At 54.2% G+C, this 16,626-nt stretch carries 11 protein-coding genes; 1 reads left to right on the forward strand and 10 read right to left on the reverse strand.

Annotated elements, in window-relative coordinates:
- Positions 1-118 precede the first annotated feature (118 nt).
- Complete coding sequence (locus MHH78_RS24310; protein ID WP_341169096.1) at positions 119-1,009, forward strand: helix-turn-helix transcriptional regulator; 891 nt, start codon at positions 119-121, stop codon at positions 1,007-1,009.
- Here MHH78_RS24310 and MHH78_RS24315 read toward each other — a convergent pair.
- The 10 genes from MHH78_RS24315 to MHH78_RS24360 form a co-directional block, all read right to left on the reverse strand.
- The gene (locus tag MHH78_RS24315; RefSeq protein WP_341169097.1) at positions 1,006-2,517 is read right to left on the reverse strand and encodes a glycoside hydrolase family 43 protein; all 1,512 of its coding nucleotides are present in this window, start codon (positions 2,515-2,517) and stop codon (positions 1,006-1,008) included. The genes MHH78_RS24310 and MHH78_RS24315 overlap by 4 nt on opposite strands.
- A gap of 19 nt (positions 2,518-2,536) precedes the next feature.
- A complete protein-coding gene (locus tag MHH78_RS24320; protein ID WP_341169098.1) occupies positions 2,537-3,970 on the reverse strand; it encodes a glycoside hydrolase family 43 protein in 1,434 nt (477 codons plus the stop codon).
- A gap of 45 nt (positions 3,971-4,015) precedes the next feature.
- On the reverse strand, positions 4,016-5,035 hold the full coding sequence (locus MHH78_RS24325; protein ID WP_341169099.1) for an endo-1,4-beta-xylanase: 1,020 nt from the start codon (positions 5,033-5,035) through the stop codon (positions 4,016-4,018).
- Positions 5,036-5,150: 115 nt separating this feature from the next.
- Positions 5,151-6,671 (reverse strand): response regulator, encoded by a 1,521-nt coding sequence (locus MHH78_RS24330; protein ID WP_341169100.1) that lies wholly within the window; start codon positions 6,669-6,671, stop codon positions 5,151-5,153.
- Positions 6,664-8,472, reverse strand: coding sequence for a sensor histidine kinase (locus tag MHH78_RS24335; protein ID WP_076073613.1), 1,809 nt, complete (start codon positions 8,470-8,472; stop codon positions 6,664-6,666). Before MHH78_RS24335 ends, MHH78_RS24330 begins: the two co-directional genes overlap by 8 nt.
- Before the next feature lie 24 nt (positions 8,473-8,496).
- Positions 8,497-10,029, reverse strand: a complete 1,533-nt coding sequence (locus tag MHH78_RS24340) for a response regulator transcription factor (protein WP_341169101.1) — start codon at positions 10,027-10,029, stop codon at positions 8,497-8,499.
- 131 nt (positions 10,030-10,160) lie between these two features.
- Entirely contained in the window at positions 10,161-11,072 is a 912-nt protein-coding gene (locus MHH78_RS24345) for a carbohydrate ABC transporter permease (RefSeq protein WP_076073609.1), read from the reverse strand.
- Between the two features lie 14 nt (positions 11,073-11,086).
- Positions 11,087-12,073: an ABC transporter permease gene (locus MHH78_RS24350; protein WP_036693453.1), complete on the reverse strand. Its 987-nt coding sequence runs from the start codon at positions 12,071-12,073 to the stop codon at positions 11,087-11,089.
- A gap of 111 nt (positions 12,074-12,184) precedes the next feature.
- On the reverse strand, positions 12,185-13,867 hold the full coding sequence (locus MHH78_RS24355) for an extracellular solute-binding protein (protein WP_076073607.1): 1,683 nt from the start codon (positions 13,865-13,867) through the stop codon (positions 12,185-12,187).
- Between the two features lie 500 nt (positions 13,868-14,367).
- Entirely contained in the window at positions 14,368-16,614 is a 2,247-nt protein-coding gene (locus MHH78_RS24360; protein ID WP_341169102.1) for a glycoside hydrolase family 95 protein, read from the reverse strand.
- Positions 16,615-16,626 lie beyond the last annotated feature (12 nt).

The raw sequence follows: 16,626 nt of genomic DNA on the forward strand, positions 1-16,626 counted from the left end.
TCCCTCCAACAGTTCTATAATAAGGTTGCAACCACATTATAAAGAGTGCAAAGCCGCTATACTATACATAAAAGTACGCATCTATCATACGATATTACGATTGTGTGGAGGGAATAAGATGAGTGGAGCGTTCGAGGACAAGCCGTATCCATGGAAAAAAGAGCACACGGAAATTCCCGAGGGCCTGTTTCCCATCAATGTATTTCATATCTGCTTTCCGGACCGCAGTATTATTCCGCCTCACTGGCATGACCATCTCGAATGGATTCTCGTGACCAAGGGCCGCTTCCGCGTCCAGGTCGGCCCCCACTCCAGAGAGCTGGTGCAGGGTGAGCTTGCCTTCGTCAGCCGTCCGCAGATTCATGCGGCCTACCCGACAGAGGATGGCAGTGAGCTGTATGCGGTTGTCTACAACGAAGCGCTGCTGAACGGTATACGGGACCTGACTGAGCTTCAGCATATCCGGCCGCTCCTCTCCGGTGAGATCCGGCTGCCTGCCTTCTATGGGGCGGACCAGCCGGTTACCCGCCAGATCAGAGGATGCATTGAACAGATTATTTACAGCTACCAGAGCAAGAGCCCCGGGTATGAATTATGTATCAAAGGCGGCCTGTTCTCTTCCCTGGGTCTAGCTTATCCCCTGGCAGAGTTCACAGCACCGCCTTCCAAAAAAGACCGGCAGGAGACGGGCATCCAGCCCCTGCTGGTTCACCTTAGCAACCATTTCCATGAACCGCTGACTGTGGAGGAGGCCGCACGGATCTGCTGTGTGACCCCCAACTACTTTTGTCATCTGTTCAAAAAGAATACCGGCAAGACCTTAATCGAATATGTGAACATGCTGCGGGTGCATGAGGCCAGCCGCCTGCTCCAGCTTCGCCGGTATTCGATTCAGGAGGTGGCCTTCAGAGTCGGGTTCACGGGCCTGACGTATTTCGGAAGAATATTCAAACAGCATACATCGATGACACCCAGCGAATATACTTCCCATTTCCAGACCCGGGCTTAATCCTCTCTGTGATAACGGAAATAACCGAAATCGGCATAGCCGCCGGTCTGCCGGGTCGCATAATTGAACAAGCCAATCCGGTAGCCCATGAAATGATCCAGTGTATATTTCATATGCAGGGTCTGACCAATGGAATGCCACACCTCACCATCCCCTGAATAGAAGAACCTGGCTTCATCCACACCATCCTTGAAGTTGAAATCAATCCTGAGGGAGATGCGCTCCCCTGTGAATGGGATACTCTCCACCACTTCAACGCCATCGTCACCCTGGATACACATCTCCACGGTGAACTGTCCCTGCTCTCCCGCTGTCACCCCAACCGTGCCGTACCCGGACTGGAGAGCAACCATGCCGGCCCGGTCCCCTTCGTTCATGCCGCCCAGATACAGCAGCGTCTCGGCACTGCAAGCCGGACCCTCCGTCCGCTGGGTCAGCGTATTGCGCGCCGTCAGGACACTGTCTGCCGTCCGGCCTGTACGCAGACGCAGACAGCCCGGCCGCTCGGTAACCGACCATAGCCCGTTATCGGGATTATGGTTCCATTGCCACTGGAGCGCCAGCCGGTTCTCCGCATACTCGAACTCATCGCTGATCACAAGCGCCTTCGGCTCCCCGGCGGGAAGCTTCGTCCCGAAGGACACCGGAGCCTTGCCGCCATCCCCGATCACCGGCCAGTCGTTCTCCCAGGTCACAGGGAACACGCAGGGAATACGCCCAACTGCCCCGTGATCCTGGAACAGTACAGCGTACCAGTCTCCTTCCTCTGTATCCACCAGCCCGCCTTGCGCCACGCCGTTATTGCGGTAGCCCAGATCATCATCCAGAACAACCCTGTGCTCATATGGACCCAGCAGCTCCCGGGAGCGGTAGCATAGCTGGCGCCTGCGCTGATTCCCCGCCGACGGCCATTCAATGAAAAAGAGGAAGTAGTAGCCGTCCCGCTTATGGGCGTGACAGCCTTCCATCCGCAGCATGATGTCCTTCCGCTCGCCTTCCAGCAGCAGCTGATCCGTTCCGCCGGGCTTCACAGCCGTCAGATCCGCTGTCAGCTCCCGGACCCGGATATCCCCGTTCCCGTAGATCACATAATTGCGGCCGTCATCATCCAGCAGCAGCGCCGGGTCATGGTACAGCCCCGGAATAACCGAACGCTCCCATGGCCCATGCTCAATATTCCGGGTCTGGTAGATATAGAACTGATCCATGTCATTGGAGGAGAAGCATACATAGAAGGTCCCGTTCTTGTGACGCAACGATGCCGCCCACGAGCCGCTGGCATAGATGCCTTTGCCGTCCTCCAGCCGGTGGGCCTCGTTGTCCTCGAAGGTGTCATAGACGTAACCCACTATCTCCCAGTCCTTCAGATTCACTGATTTCATAATCGGGCAGCCCGGCATGGAGTGCATGCTGGTACTGACCATATAGAACACCGGGCCGACCCGGATGACATCCACATCCGGGACATCTGCCCATATCACTGGATTGGTAATTCTGGCTGTATTCAAAGTGCCCGCCCCCTTGATGTTAGTTATGCTGTGGTGTGAACTGCCAGGCAGCCAGCTTGAACAAGCCCTTATCGCTCTCTCCTGTGAACACCAGATAGAGGTTGTGAACTCCCTCCGCTCCCTGGACCTCTGTCTTCAATTCCACCCATTCCTGCGAGCCGTCCGCCGCCGGAACCGTCAGTCTGCCGATAACCGGACCCGCTGGCTCCTCCAAATGCAGCTCCAGCACGCCGCCCGCTTCCAGGCTCAGGACCGAGACTTGGAACGACTCAGCTCCGCTGCCGAAGTCTACCCTGGAAAGTCCGATCCAGCCGCCCTGCTCCACATCCGTGACCGCCTGAACTCCGCCCTCGGCCAGGTATTCTGTCTTCACCCCTGCGCTCCAGCCCATCGTTGCCGCCGGAATCCGTTCATACGGGTTCAACGTTGCAAGCTGCTGCACACCTTCGTAATCCGCATGAATCTCGGGAATGGACCCGTCCTCATGATGAGTCAGGCGGTTAAGATGGGTGGAGCGGTAGCCGTTCGCAATCCCTTGGGCCTTGGATAAGGTCTGGGCGTGATAAGCAATATACCAGCTGTCATGATATTCAAATACCGCATGGTGGTTGTTCCCGGAGACCCCGAAGAAATGTCCCGGATTCTTCAGGATCGTCCCCTGATAAGTCCAGGGACCCATAGGATGATCACTGGTCATATAAGCGATCTCGCCTGCAGGAGGGCTGCCTTCCGGCCGTTCCCCGTCATAGAAGTTTGAGCAGTAGGTATAATAGTAGACTCCGTTCCACTTATGGATTCCGGCATCCTCGAACATGAACGGGGCCGGAACCACTTTGGCTGTACCCACCACACTGGTCATGTCCTCACCCAGCGGCATCACCCGTGCTGTGCCCGGATCTGCGAACTGCCCTTCCGGGACCCCGCCTCCGAAGTAGATATAGCCCTGGCCGTCGTCATCGACCAGAACTGCCGGGTCGAACAGCCAGGTTACCTCCTCGACTCCCGGCACGGAGCGCAGAATCAATGCCTCTCCGATAGGGTCAACCCAGGGACCCACCGGACTGTCACTCGAGAGAACGCCAATGCCGCTGGCATTGTTGGAGAAGTACAGGAAGAACTTGTCCTTGCCGCCGATCACCTTGTGGACCGCTGCCGGCGCCCATGACTGGGTAGCCCACTTCGCAGCCCCCTCCGGCCCGGCCACCGCAATAATGCCGTGATCCGTCCAGTTCACCAGATCGGCAGAGGAGATTACCGAAATGGTATTGATGCTGCTGAAGCTGTTCTCTTTTACGGTGCCGCTCTCATCGTACTCCAGCGAATCATTGGTCATGTACAGATAGACTCTGTCCCCGAATACCAGGGCATAAGGATCGGCTCCGTATCTGTGTGCCACCAGCGGATTGCCATTTGGCTGTACCTTGCCGGCAGCCTGCTTCAATTGAGTTGTCATTGGATTCCCTCCAGATATGATATGGTGTTCAGCTTAGGACGAATATTAGGATTGCGGCGCAGCCAGCTCAGCCAGCCGGGCGAATGAAGCCTTCGGCTGCTTCTGTTCATCGAACAGGAACGGCCAGTTCTTGCGTCCGCGGACCGGGAAGCCGTCCAGCCAGGTGTAGTCATCGGCCACGCCCCAGAAGGTCACCGAATCAATGGAGTCTTTGAATTCCAGCAGGAGGGCGAAGATCTCGGCATAACGCTCTTCCTGAAGCTTCAGCATTTCAGCTGTTGGCGCTTTCAAATCCGTGCGTTTATCGTCATGACGGAACACGGAGAGATCCAGCTCGGTAATGTGGATCTTGAGCCCAAGCGAAGCATATAGCTTAAGCGCATTACGGATCTCCTCAATGGAGGGACCATAGATATTCCAGTGTCCCTGCATCCCAATACCGTGAATCGGCGTATTCTGATCTAGCAGGCTGCGGACCAGCTTGTGGATTTTGATGCTTTTGACAGGATCGGTCTCATTATAGTCGTTGTAGAACAGCAGCGCGTCAGGATCTGCCTGATGTGCCATCTCAAAAGCCAGGCGGAGATAATCCTCGCCGATCATCTCCAGCCAGCGGGTCTCCCGCAGATATTGATCGGATTTATCCTCAATCGCTTCATTAACCACATCCCAGGCGTAGGCCCGTCCCCGGTAACGCCCCACAACCGTGTTAATATGCGTCTGCAGGCGGGTCAGTAATTCCTCTCTGCTGCAAGGGCCTCCCTCTGCATTCCGGAACATCCAGTCCCCTGTCTGATTATGCCATAGAAGCGTATGTCCCCGGACGCCGATTCCATGTGCCTCTGCGAATTCAAAGATACGGTCCGCAGCATCGAAGGTATAGCTCCCTTCCTCCGGCTGAACCTCTACCGGCTTCATTTCATTCTCGGCTGTAATGCTGTTGTAATGCTTGGCAATAAAAGAACCCTGAGCAGATATAATGCCAGTACTGACGGCAGCCCCTATCTTGAAGGCATCCCGAAACATTTCATGTAATGCAGGAATTTCGCTGTTGGCTTGCTTCATCTTTCTAACCTCCTGTGAATAACAATTTTTGGACAGCTATCTCTATCATAACGCATTTGAATGCGTTTACCATCACCATAGTAAAGACTTGGACCCTAATAAATAAATGGATACCCTAGCCTTGTTCAGATTGGGCCTGTGCCCGGAACTGAACGGGCTTCAGCGCCGTCCGTTTCTCGAACTCTCTTAAGAAATGGTGATAGTGTACGTAACCGACGCTCTCCACAATGCTTCTGACCGTATCGTGAGTTTCAATCAGCCGCTTCTTGGCTGCTTCGATCCGCAAATTATGAATGTACTCCAGAATGCTGATGCCGTGCTTTTTGATGAAGGCCTGGCCCAGATACACCGGATTGATATAGAAATGCTCTGCAATCTCTTTCACCGTCAGATGCTCCGGATAATGATCCCGCAGGAAGCATTCCACGCGGGTCAGCGGATGCTCGGAGTTACGCTCCTTGTGCTGGCGGATATAGTTCATACTGGTGGAGAGCGCCGTCTCCAGGGTGACCTGCAGAGCTTCCAGGGACCTCGGCTCGGTTCTGAAAAAATCAAGCGTGCCGATCCACTGATCGTCCGCGCCTCCAAATTCCTTCAGCAGCTCCATGCTCCGCAGCATGATATCCATGCCTGTCATCTGGACGACTCCCGGATCTGTCCGGTTCTCCTTGAACCCGCAGAACAATTCGCCCAGCTTCTCCGCAGCCTTATGCTCCTGCAGCCGCTCCACTGCGCTGATGATCTCCTCAATCAGCTCTGCGGAAGGCAGCGTGTAGTTAACCTGGCCCTCGGCTTCACTGGCCGAATCCACCGGACCGCACCCGTCCGAATAGAAATAGTGGCGGGCCGCAGCGTCTGCCGCTTCGCGGTAGGAGACCGGCAGCTCGCGGAGGGACCGCACACCTGGCCCGATGCTGACCGAACCCTTCACTCCGCTGCGGGTCAGCCCGGCGTATAGCTGCTCCGCCAGCCCTGCCGCCGCCCCCGAGCTCTCCACGACCAGCCCGGCCTGATCCCCGGGCAGATCAATGAGCATCGCACCGGCCGGTCCGGCCAGCTCCCGGCACAGCTCCGTAATCCGGCTGCTATTGCCCTCCACATGCACATACGTCCACCCAGTGGCCGCCTCATCCAGGCGGTCCATCTGCTCAGCAGCTTCTTCATCCGGCTCCGCCCAGTGCCCCTCAAGCATGCGCGCAATGGCAAGCGGCAGCAGACGGCTGGACAGCAGACTCTGCTGCATGGTCTGCTTAAGGCGCAGCTCCAGCTCATCCGTAATGTCCGTAAGCACCTTATCCCATTCCGCATCCATAACCGGCTTCAGCAGGTAATGCCTTACCCCGTAACGGATGGCTGTTCTGGCATATTCGAATTCGCCGTAGCCGCTGAGCACGATGAAGATCGGCTGCTCCATATCAAGGCTGCGTACGCGCCGGATCAGCTCAAGCCCGTCAATCTCGGGCATGCGGATATCCGTAATCACAAGATCGGGCGAGCTGCGGATAATGGCAGCCAGCGCCTCCTCCCCGTTCTCGCAGGCACCGCATACCTCGAAGCCCAGCTCCTCCCAGTCGGTCAGCGTCCGCAGCCCCTCTAAGGCAATGGTCTCATCGTCTGCGAGCACTACTTTATACATGAGCTCCCTCCCCCATCGGAACCAGACTCAAATCCTCGGGAATCTGGATCGTAATGACCGTACGTTCATATTCGGTGCTCTCAATACTGAACTCGGCTCTGCCGTTATAGTACAGCATGAGGCGTTTATACACATTGCGGAGGCCAACATTCTGTCCTGTATCCTCCTCTGTCTCCAGATGGGACTTGATCCATTCCAGCTTCTCCTTCTCGATTCCTTTGCCATTATCAGTCACCACAATCAGCAGACCTGTCTCATTGCGCGAAGCGGACACGTGAATTTCCCTGGCCCATTTGACCGATTGCAGGCCATGCTTGCAGGAATTCTCCACCAGAGCCTGTATACTCATCTTGGGAATCCGGCAGTTCAGCACCTCAGGCGCAATATCCAGCACATAAGAGAACCGGTTCTGGAAGCGGAACTTCTCAATCTGCAGATACATCTCGATGAAGGATACCTCCTCCTCCACCGTAATCAGATCATCCTTCCAGCTTAGCAGCCTGCGCATAATCAGGGCCAGATTGCGGATGACATCGGTAACCTGTTCATATTTATACTTCTTACAGATGACCAGGATCGCATTCAGCGTATTAAAAAGGAAATGAGGGTCTACCTGACTCTCCAGATATTTCAGCTCCGCCCTTACCCGCTCCAGCTCCAGATCCTTCTTCTGGATCTCCAGCTTGTAGACATCATTGATCAGATTGCGGATTTTGCCGGTCATCAGATTGAAACTGCGGATCAGACCGCCGATCTCATCCTTCCCCTCATACATATCAATGCTCTCGAATTGTTCATATTTGACCAGCTTCATATGCTTGTAGAGCAGCCGTACCCGCAGATTGTAGGAGCGTATAATCACGATCATGAGCAGAGTCGGAATGATGATCGTCAGCAGCACCAGAATCAGCGAGTTCCTGAGCGCGCGTTCCATCTCATGGTTGATCTTGCGCCCTTCCGGCGTTCCGACCAGCCGCCAGCCCTTGGTATAGGCCGCACTGCTGAGCGCCCGGACAATCTGCTTGGAAGGCTTGTCAAGACTGGTGTCCACATTCAGCAAGGCATTCGCATCCAGCGAGGAGAAGGAACGGTTCGAGTCCAGCACAACCCGGTTCTTCTCGTCCAGCAGCTTGAAATCCAGATAGTCACGTTCCTTCTGGAACAGCTCCTGTACATTGTTCAGCCGCAGATCAATCCTCAGATATTTCGTGTAGGGCTGGCCCGTGAAGTTATCCAGCTTGCGGATCAGGCTGACCAGCACCTCCTGCTGCGGCGGATTCAGCGGGTCGGTTCCCTGATAAGAAGTGAGCAGCACCTTACCTGTGCTGCTTGAGATTTTGCGGTACCATTCACTCTGCTTATCCGCGTACGAAAGAATGAAATAGCTGTTGCCGTTCTGGATCGTCGGATTAGAGGTGTATATGCCCATCCAGGAAATATAGGAGTGGAGAGTGCTGTACTGCCGCAGCTTATCCTTCAGTGAATCATTATAGGCATCATAATAAGCCTCATTATCCGGGTAGGCGTAATCCATCATTTCCATATAGGGCCGGTCCGCAGCCACCGTATTGCTGATCGCCACGCATTCGTTCACGATCTGCATCAGGTCATAGGCCACCCGGTCTACCGATATCTCCAGATTCTCCCTCTCCCGTGCCTCCACATTACGGCTGATCTGCACATAAAAGAGGGCATTGATGCTAAGTATGGGGACGAGCACACACAGTAAGTAGATAAACAAAAACTTGTATTTAAGCGGAATATCATTGATGAAGGCAGATGGCTTCCGGTTATTCTTCATGCACGCCCCCTCCTTCCTCATGAATTAACTCTTCTTGTACTCGGAAGGTGTAACTCCGTTAAGCGCCTTGAACTTGGCGGCGAACACATCAGCGTCTGAATAGCCCACTCTGCTTGAGATATCGGAAATCCCCATATCGGTCCGGCGCAGCAGCTTCTTCGCCTCTTCAATGCGGAATTCATGGAGATAATCGTTAAAGGAGCTGCCGTAATATTTCTTGAACCGTTGTCCCAGGTAGGCCGAGTTCACATGCAGGTGCCCCGCAATATCCTGTAGCTTCAGCTTCTCCTGATAATGCCCGCGGACATACTCGATCGCTGCGGCCACAATCTGATCCTCCGCCCTGCCGTCCGCAGCCGCTGCGAACCACTCGGCAGCCTCACACAGCTCCTCCTCGATCTGACGCTCAAGCAGCGGCAGACAATTGGCTGTATGCCGTGACGGGAACCATTTCTGCACCCACTGCGCATAGTCTCCCCCTCTGGCGGTAATTTCACGTAGCAGCTCAGCTTTGACATTGGCCAGAAAAGCGTCGATCCAGGAGCTGGACGCCACCTCCGCCGAGAAAATCTTGAACACCTCGCCAAGCTGATCCGTGAGATGCTGGGCCTTCCCTTCGGTGACGGATTGCAGCAGCGATCGTCTCAGCTCTGCCGGAAGCATGGCCATCTGCGACTTATCCTGCTTCTCGAAGAATCCGGCGGCCTCGCCCCCTGTGGCATCGTGCCTGCACAGCTCAGCAGCCAGCGCCTCACGGTATGCCGTATTCAAGGCCTCCTTGCCCTGATGCTGGAGACTTGCCGCGAAAAAGACCGGCGTGGTGTACAGCGGCCGCATCTCCTCCATCCACCGGGTAAGCAGTGTCCGGTCAAGCTCCGGTCCTTCCTCCGGTGACACCAGCAGATACCCATGCTTCCCACTTCCAGCCGTGAACGGATAGACTGAAATGCTGCGCAGCGGCTCCTTGCCGCTCATGGCGGCGACCTGCTTGCGCATTTGCAGGCTGTCCGGCGCGGCTCCATGGACCAGGACACAGCATAGCCGCGAGGCAGGGCCGATCCCCAGCATATTCAGGCCCTTCTCCAACTCCTCCTCCGAATTCTCCCGCATCAAGAGCCGGGATACCGTGTCCTCCTGCATCAGAGCCGAGAGCGCGTCACGCCGTGAGGAGGCCTTATGTTCTTTCAGAATCTGTTCGGTCACTGTATGCAGCGCCTCCGTCAGCTCCTTTTCATCCAGAGGCTTGGTCAAATAGTTGGAGACTCCGTATTTCAGAGCCCGCTTGGCATACTCAAAGTCAGCATAGCCGCTAAAAATAATAAACTTCGGGCGGCAATCGCCTTCTGAGGCTCTTCGAATGAGCTCAAGGCCATCGATGACCGGCATGCGCACATCGGTGATGACCAGATCAGGACGGGTGCTGTGAATTAGCTGCAGCGCATCCTCCCCGTCCAGCGCCTCGCCGCATACTTCATAGTTGAGTGCCTTCCAGTCCACCAGAAAGCGCAGCCCCTCCAGCATAATCGGCTCATCGTCGGCAAACAGTACCTTAAGCATGGAATCACCATCTTTATATAAGTAGTTGGAGCCCGGCAGGACTCCCCGTGATGGAACAGGAGAAACCGCTTCGGCTGTACCCGAAACGGTTATAGTATACATATTTTTCTTACTATAATACGTATTGACAATTACTCTTTTACGCTACCCAGGTTCAATCCTACCACGAAATACTTCTGCAAGAAAGGGTAGACGAACAGAATCGGAACTGCAGTAACGATCGTAATGGCTGAACGCATGGAGGCTGGCGTAACCAGCGACTGGACCTGATTGTTCTGGCCTCCCGCAAGCATCGATGGATCATTGTTCGCACTCATAATCGAGCCGAGCATCTTCATCATTTCGTATTGCAGCGTGCTGAGCTTGATATCCGAGGAGGCATAGAGGAATGTGTCAAACCAGGAATTCCATGAGCCTACCGCGATGAACAGTGCGACGGTTGCCAGTACAGGCGTACAGAGCGGGAAGATGATTTTCCAGAAAATCCTGAATTCTCCCGCCCCGTCAATCTTCGCTGATTCGGTAAGGCTGAACGGAAGCCCGCGGATATACGTCCGCATGATAATCAGGTTGAACGCGCTGACCAGACTCGGCAGGATATAGACCATGAAGTTATGCAGCAGGCCCATATTCTTGATCAGGAAGTAGTTCGGAATCAGCCCGGCATTGAAATACATGGTCAGGATGAACAGCAGGCCGATCTTTTTGCGGAAAATATATTGCGGCTGCGCCAGTGCATAAGCGAGCATCGTTGTAAGGAATACACCGAGCACCGTTGAGATAATCGTACGGGATACCGAGATAAATGCGGCATGATAGATCGTTCCTGATATAAAGACCGCCCGGTAATTCTCCAGCGTCCACACACGGGGCCAGAGGTAGATTCCCCCGGTAAGCGTGTCACTGCCGTCATTGAAGGATACCGCCAGCGTCTGGAGGAACGGATAGAGCGTGACAGTAACCACAAAGAGCATAAATATCGTGTTGAATGTATGAAATACAACCGGCTCAATCCGGCTTGAACCTTTGGTCACGGCTTTCATATGGGCTTCCTCCTCTATAGTAATCGCTCTTCGCCGAGGCGTTTTGCGACATTGTTTGCGATGAATACGAGAATGACACTGACAATCGTTTTGAAGATCCCTGCCGCCGTAGCTAGCGAGTAGTTACCCATAGCCAGACCATACTTCACTACAAAGATATCAATGGTTTGCGAATAGTCCACAGTAAGTCCGTTGCCCAGCAGATATTGAAGCTCGAAGCCGGCATCGAGAATATGTCCAATGTTCATAATCAGCAAAATAACGAATGTTGCCTTAATTCCCGGAAGCGTGATATAACGCATCTTTTGAAAACGTTTCGCGCCGTCAATGGAAGCTGCCTCGTAGAGGGAAGGATCGATGGAGGTAATAGCAGCCAGATAGATGATCGTGCCCCAGCCCACCTCTTTCCACACGTTCGATGCCCCGATAATGCCCCAGAAGTATTTCCCTTCACTGAGCCACATAATCGGATCTTTAATCAGGTGAAGCTTCATTAGAACGACATTGACAATCCCGCCATCGATGGAGAGTGAAGTGGACACAATCCCCGCAGCGATAACCATGGACAGAAAGTGCGGCAAATAAGAAATCGACTGAACCGCGCGCTTGAAGAACTTAAGCTTGATCTCATTCAGCAGCAGAGCCAGACCGATAGCCGTAACCGTACCCAGTACAAGGTTAATGAAACTCATCGCAATGGTATTGCGAAGCACCAACATAAAGGTATCATCAGAGAATAAAAACTTAAATTGCTGTAAGCCTACCCATTCCTGCTGGCCGAAGGACACCGCCGGGCGGTAATTCTGAAAGGCCATGAGCCAGCCCCAAATGGGAACATAGTTGAAGATAATCAGATAGAGTGCAATGGGCACGGACATAAAAATAAGCTGTTTCTGTGTTTTCAGTGTTTTCCAGCTGAGTTCCACACCGATTTCCGGATCGATTTTGCTTTTTCGGGTCTTCTGTTTTTTGACCTGTTTGTCCAGTACGGCATCAGACATGTTGTATTCCCTCCTGTAAAAATCATTCTCTCCACGTTGTCCTATTCACGCATTCCTATTTAGGAAGAGCGGGAAACAGCATTTCCCGCTCCTATTTCTGTATTGAATGGTTTATTTAACGCTCCATTTCTCGATACGCTGCTGAATGCCTTCATTCATCCGGTCCTCATAGGCCTTGATGTCCAGCTTGTGGATTCTGTCCACATAATCCTGCCACACGCCGTCGAACTCAGCAGGGCTGGCCATAATGGCTTTCGGCAAATACTTAATCATGAGGTCATTCAGTTTGGACTGTGCGAGCTGTGCAGGTGAACCATCCTTAAGCACGATGGAATACGCAGGGAAGTAGATATTGTTCTCTTTTGGTTCCTTGAAGAATTCGGACCATGATTTCTTGTTGTACGCCTTCAGAATCTTCTGGTCGTAAGGCTTCAGGCTGTCGAAGAATTCCTGAGGCTGTGTACCGGCATCTGCTGCGTTGCCGTCGCTGTACGTACCTTGAATCTTAGGCATGTAACCGAACATCCCTGAGATTTTGTTAGCAACCTGCCAGCTGGTCTGATCCGCATTGGCCCGTTGCTCAGGTGTACGGTAGAAGGAGCCGTCTGCGTTCACTTCATAGTCTTCGCCTTTCACGCCCCATTGAAGCGTCTTCTGCCAATCCTCGGTAATCATCTTATCCCAGAATTTGATAATGCGGACAGGGTCCTTGGCATTGATCGAAATTCCGAATCCGCGGTTGGTGCCGACCGCTCCGCGGTCACGATACCATTCTTCTGCGCCCGGATAGAGCAGAGGGAAGCCGATATACGTATTTTCCAGCTTGCCTTGGGAGATCAGGGATTTCTCGCCGTCCTGGAAGTTCCAGTGCTGGTCAAACATCCCGATCACCTTGCCGCTTGCGATTTTGGCCAGATACTGGTCATAGTTCTGAACGAAGGCTTCCTTGTCCATCAAGCCTTGAGCGTTGATATCATTAAGCTTCTTGTAATAGGTCTTGGAGATATCCTTGTCGGCAAAAATCTGTGCTACATTGTTGTCTACAATAACGGCCCCGTCATTCGGATGTCCCGACAGATGCTCTGGGGGATTCTGCAGCGGGAACACGCGCCAGTCGAAGTTGAGCGATTCGAACCCGATCATATCCGGGTGTTTTTCTTTATATTTGGCAATGATATCGAAGTACTCATCCAGGGTCTTGGGAGTTGGGTAGCCCATTTCCTCCAGCACGCCTTTTTGCAGCCAGAAGCCAGGTCCCTGGTAAGTTGGCTCGGTAATTTTACCTTGATAGACGCCATAGCTTGGCAGTACGTAGATGTGGCCGTCACTCTCATCCTTGATCTGGTTCCAGACCGCACCGTAATGCTTCTTCAGGTTGGGCGCGTACTTCTCAATCAGATCCTCAAGCGGAATGTAAGCCTTGGCATTGATTAATTTGTCGTCACCCGACAGGATATCCGGGTAATCGCCTCCGGCAATCATGACCCCGAGCTTCTGCTGCAGGTCGCCGACCAGGAATTCCTGGTTGAAGGTGATTCCGGTCTCGTCTTTGATCAGCTTCAGAATCTTATTGTCAGGCGTTGGCTGTTGTCCGGGACCGTTCATGAATACCGAGAACGTTACCGGAGCCGTGTCGTCTCCGGCTGCTGCCGGGCTGGCGTTTCCTCCAGTGGCGGTATCCTTGGTGCCGGTGTTGCTGGTGTTATTGCTTGATCCACAGCCTGTCAATGCCAGTGTGAGTGCTAATACACCGGCCGCAGCGGCTGCTGCTGAACGTTTTGCCGTTTTGTGCATGTTGTTATGCCTCCCCTTTTTGGCTAATCGCTTATGCTTCTAATTTCTCCTGGTGACAACTTTAATTATACGTTTTCAGAATGCGCTTACAATTCATAGAATATAGGTCTTCCCCCCTGAAAATTCATAAAAAGAAAACGCTTGCTTGCATCTCGGCAGCGGAATTGCCGTTCTTTCAGAGCTGGCTGCGCTTGGGGATGAGCCTGCTTACGGCCTGCAAGGGTTGCCGGATTTTGGCGGAATCCGGCGGATTCCGGCGAAATCAAAGGCATTAATGCTCTTCATTTGGTATACGCGCCGCCTCCAGTCCCATTGTGATCGGTTTTTCGACTACATTTGGCCTGCGCGCCGCCCCCTGGTCCGATTGTGGTCGGTTTTTCGATTACATTTGGCCCGCTCGACGTTCTAGCCAACCACGCACGCAAAAAGGACTGGCGCAAATACGCCAATCCCACATTACTATACTATCCTATTCGTCAACTAGCCAGCCTAATATTAATCTACCCGGTGAAGGTATACGAACTGCCCGCTTCTCCAGCGAACGATACCGGAGCCAGTCCCGGGCCTTCCAGGCGGCATGTGCCGGATACCGTACAAGTAACAATCACTTCAGTAACATGTCCGTCCGCCCACGAGAAGTCCAGCGTATAGCCGCCTCTTGCCCGCAGTCCCTTGACACTGCCCTCGTTCCAGCCCGCAGGCAATGCAGGCAGCAATCTGATCCTATCTGTATGACTCTGCAGCAGCATCTCCGCGATGCCCGCTGTTCCTCCGAAGTTCCCGTCAATCTGGAACGGCGGATGGTTATCGAATAGATTCGGCAAGGTGGAATGCTCCAGCAGCGCCCGTACATTCGTATAAGCCTTGCCTTCATCCTGGAGCCGCGCCCAGAAATTAATGATCCAGGCCCGGCTCCAGCCGGTATGCCCGCCGCCGCTGGCAAGTCTGCGTTCCAGCGTCGTACGGGCCGCTGCCGCCAGCTCCGGCGTATGCTCCACTGAGAAGGCATCCCCCGGATATAGTGCAAACAGATGCGAGATATGCCGGTGCCCTGGCTCTACCTCTTCGTAATCCTCCATCCATTCCTGAATCTGCCCATATTTACCGATCTGTGGCCCCGGCAAACGGTCCAGTGCTGAGCGGAGCTCTTCGCGGAATGCCTCGTCCCGTCCGATGATTTCCGCGCTCTGAATGCAGGCCTTGAACAGCGCCTCAATAATCTGGAAGTCCATGGAGGCTCCGGCACACAGCACGCCCGATTCCCCGCCGGGAAGCTGGTACGTGTTCTCCGGGGAGACAGACGGGCAGGTAATCAGCCGGCCCGATTCATCCTCTATCAAGTAATCCAGCAGGAACTGTGCAGATTCCTTCATTGTATCATAGGCATTCGCCAGATACTGGCGGTCCTGGCTGAACCGGTAATGCTCCCACATATGCAGACACAGCCAAGCGGCTCCCAGCGGCCAGAACGATGCTGGCAGGTACGTATCCTGCGGAGCAGTATCTGCCCAAATATCCGTATTGTGGTGTGCTGTGAAGCCGCCACAGCCGTACATCACCTTGGCGGTCACCCGTCCCGGTTCCCGCATCCGCTCGATCAGATCGAACAGCGGCTCATGGCATTCCGCCAGATTGCAGAGTTCAGCCGGCCAGTAATTCATTTGCGCGTTAATGTTAATCGTGAATTTGCTGTCCCAGGCCGGGGTGAAGCTGTCGTTCCAGATGCCCTGCAGATTCGCAGGCAAGGAGCCTGGGCGGCTGGAGGCGATCAGTAGATAACGGCCATATTGGAAATAAGTCGAGATCAGTCCGTCGTCTTCTCCCCCCTGCCGGAACCGATTTAACCGTTCACTGGTTGGCAGTCCGCTCAGCTCCGGGTTCTCCGGCAGTGTCAGCGTGGTCCGGCCGTATAGGCTGCGGTAGTCCCCGACATGGCGGGCAAGGAGCTTATCATAAGGAACGCTGCTTAGCTCTTCAAGCTGCCGCTTGGCATGCAGTGCCGGATCAGGATGGCGGAACGTAGTTCCTGCGGCAAGCAGCAGCGTAACCGAGCTCGCACCCTCCACCAGCACATATTCGCCGATGTTACGGCAGGTTCCGTCTTCTGTGACGGCCTTGAGTACGGCAGCGAAGGAGCTGCCCCCGCGCCCGCCGCATTCTCCGCCCATCACCAGCCCGCTGTCATTCCATTTCTCGGTCTTCTCCAGCATTCTCCAGTTCTGGCGGTTGAATCTGGCCTTCAGGGAGATTGCGTTCTTCCGGTCAGCGGTAATCCGCAACACGATGGCTTGATCCGGGAAGCTGGCGAACAGCTCACGGGTATACCGCACTCCGCCGGTGGAATAACTCACCTGGGATACACCGGATTCGAGATTAAGCTCCCGCTGATAGTCCTGAGCAGGCTGCTCATGTCCGCCGAACGACAGTAGCAGGTCACCAAGCGGCAGATAATGGCGCTGTGCTTCCGGCAGCCCCACCATCGTCATGGCCGCCAGCTCCTCCGCCTCCCTCAGCTTGCCTTCCAGAATCAGCTGGCGAAGCTTCGGCAAGTGGGGCAGCGCATCTTCATTGTTGCGGTCACGCGGACCTCCGTACCATACGGAATCCTCATTAAGCTGCAGCTTCTCCTCAGCCACCCCGCCAAAGATCATCGCCCCGAGCCGGCCGTTGCCGATCGGCAGCGCCTCATTCCAATTCTGTGCCGGTTCACTATACCATAACCGCTGGCTGTGTTCCTTGCTTTTCATTACAATTCCGCT

Source organism: Paenibacillus sp. FSL H3-0333 (assembly GCF_038002805.1).
In the GTDB taxonomy this organism is placed as follows: Bacteria; Bacillota; Bacilli; order Paenibacillales; family Paenibacillaceae; genus Paenibacillus_AQ; species Paenibacillus_AQ silagei.

Excerpts from the sequence above, each read along its gene's own strand:
- MHH78_RS24345 (WP_076073609.1), bottom strand. The coding sequence starts at position 11,072 with ATGAAAGCCGTGACCAAAGGTTCAAGCCGGATTGAGCCGGTTGTATTT.
- MHH78_RS24320 (WP_341169098.1), bottom strand. The coding sequence starts at position 3,970 with ATGACAACTCAATTGAAGCAGGCTGCCGGCAAGGTACAGCCAAATGGC.
- MHH78_RS24340 (WP_341169101.1), bottom strand. The coding sequence starts at position 10,029 with ATGCTTAAGGTACTGTTTGCCGACGATGAGCCGATTATGCTGGAGGGG.
- MHH78_RS24350 (WP_036693453.1), bottom strand. The coding sequence starts at position 12,073 with ATGTCTGATGCCGTACTGGACAAACAGGTCAAAAAACAGAAGACCCGA.
- MHH78_RS24325 (WP_341169099.1), bottom strand. The coding sequence starts at position 5,035 with ATGAAGCAAGCCAACAGCGAAATTCCTGCATTACATGAAATGTTTCGG.
- MHH78_RS24330 (WP_341169100.1), bottom strand. The coding sequence starts at position 6,671 with ATGTATAAAGTAGTGCTCGCAGACGATGAGACCATTGCCTTAGAGGGG.
- MHH78_RS24310 (WP_341169096.1), top strand. The coding sequence starts at position 119 with ATGAGTGGAGCGTTCGAGGACAAGCCGTATCCATGGAAAAAAGAGCAC.
- MHH78_RS24360 (WP_341169102.1), bottom strand. The coding sequence starts at position 16,614 with ATGAAAAGCAAGGAACACAGCCAGCGGTTATGGTATAGTGAACCGGCA.
- MHH78_RS24335 (WP_076073613.1), bottom strand. The coding sequence starts at position 8,472 with ATGAAGAATAACCGGAAGCCATCTGCCTTCATCAATGATATTCCGCTT.
- MHH78_RS24355 (WP_076073607.1), bottom strand. The coding sequence starts at position 13,867 with ATGCACAAAACGGCAAAACGTTCAGCAGCAGCCGCTGCGGCCGGTGTA.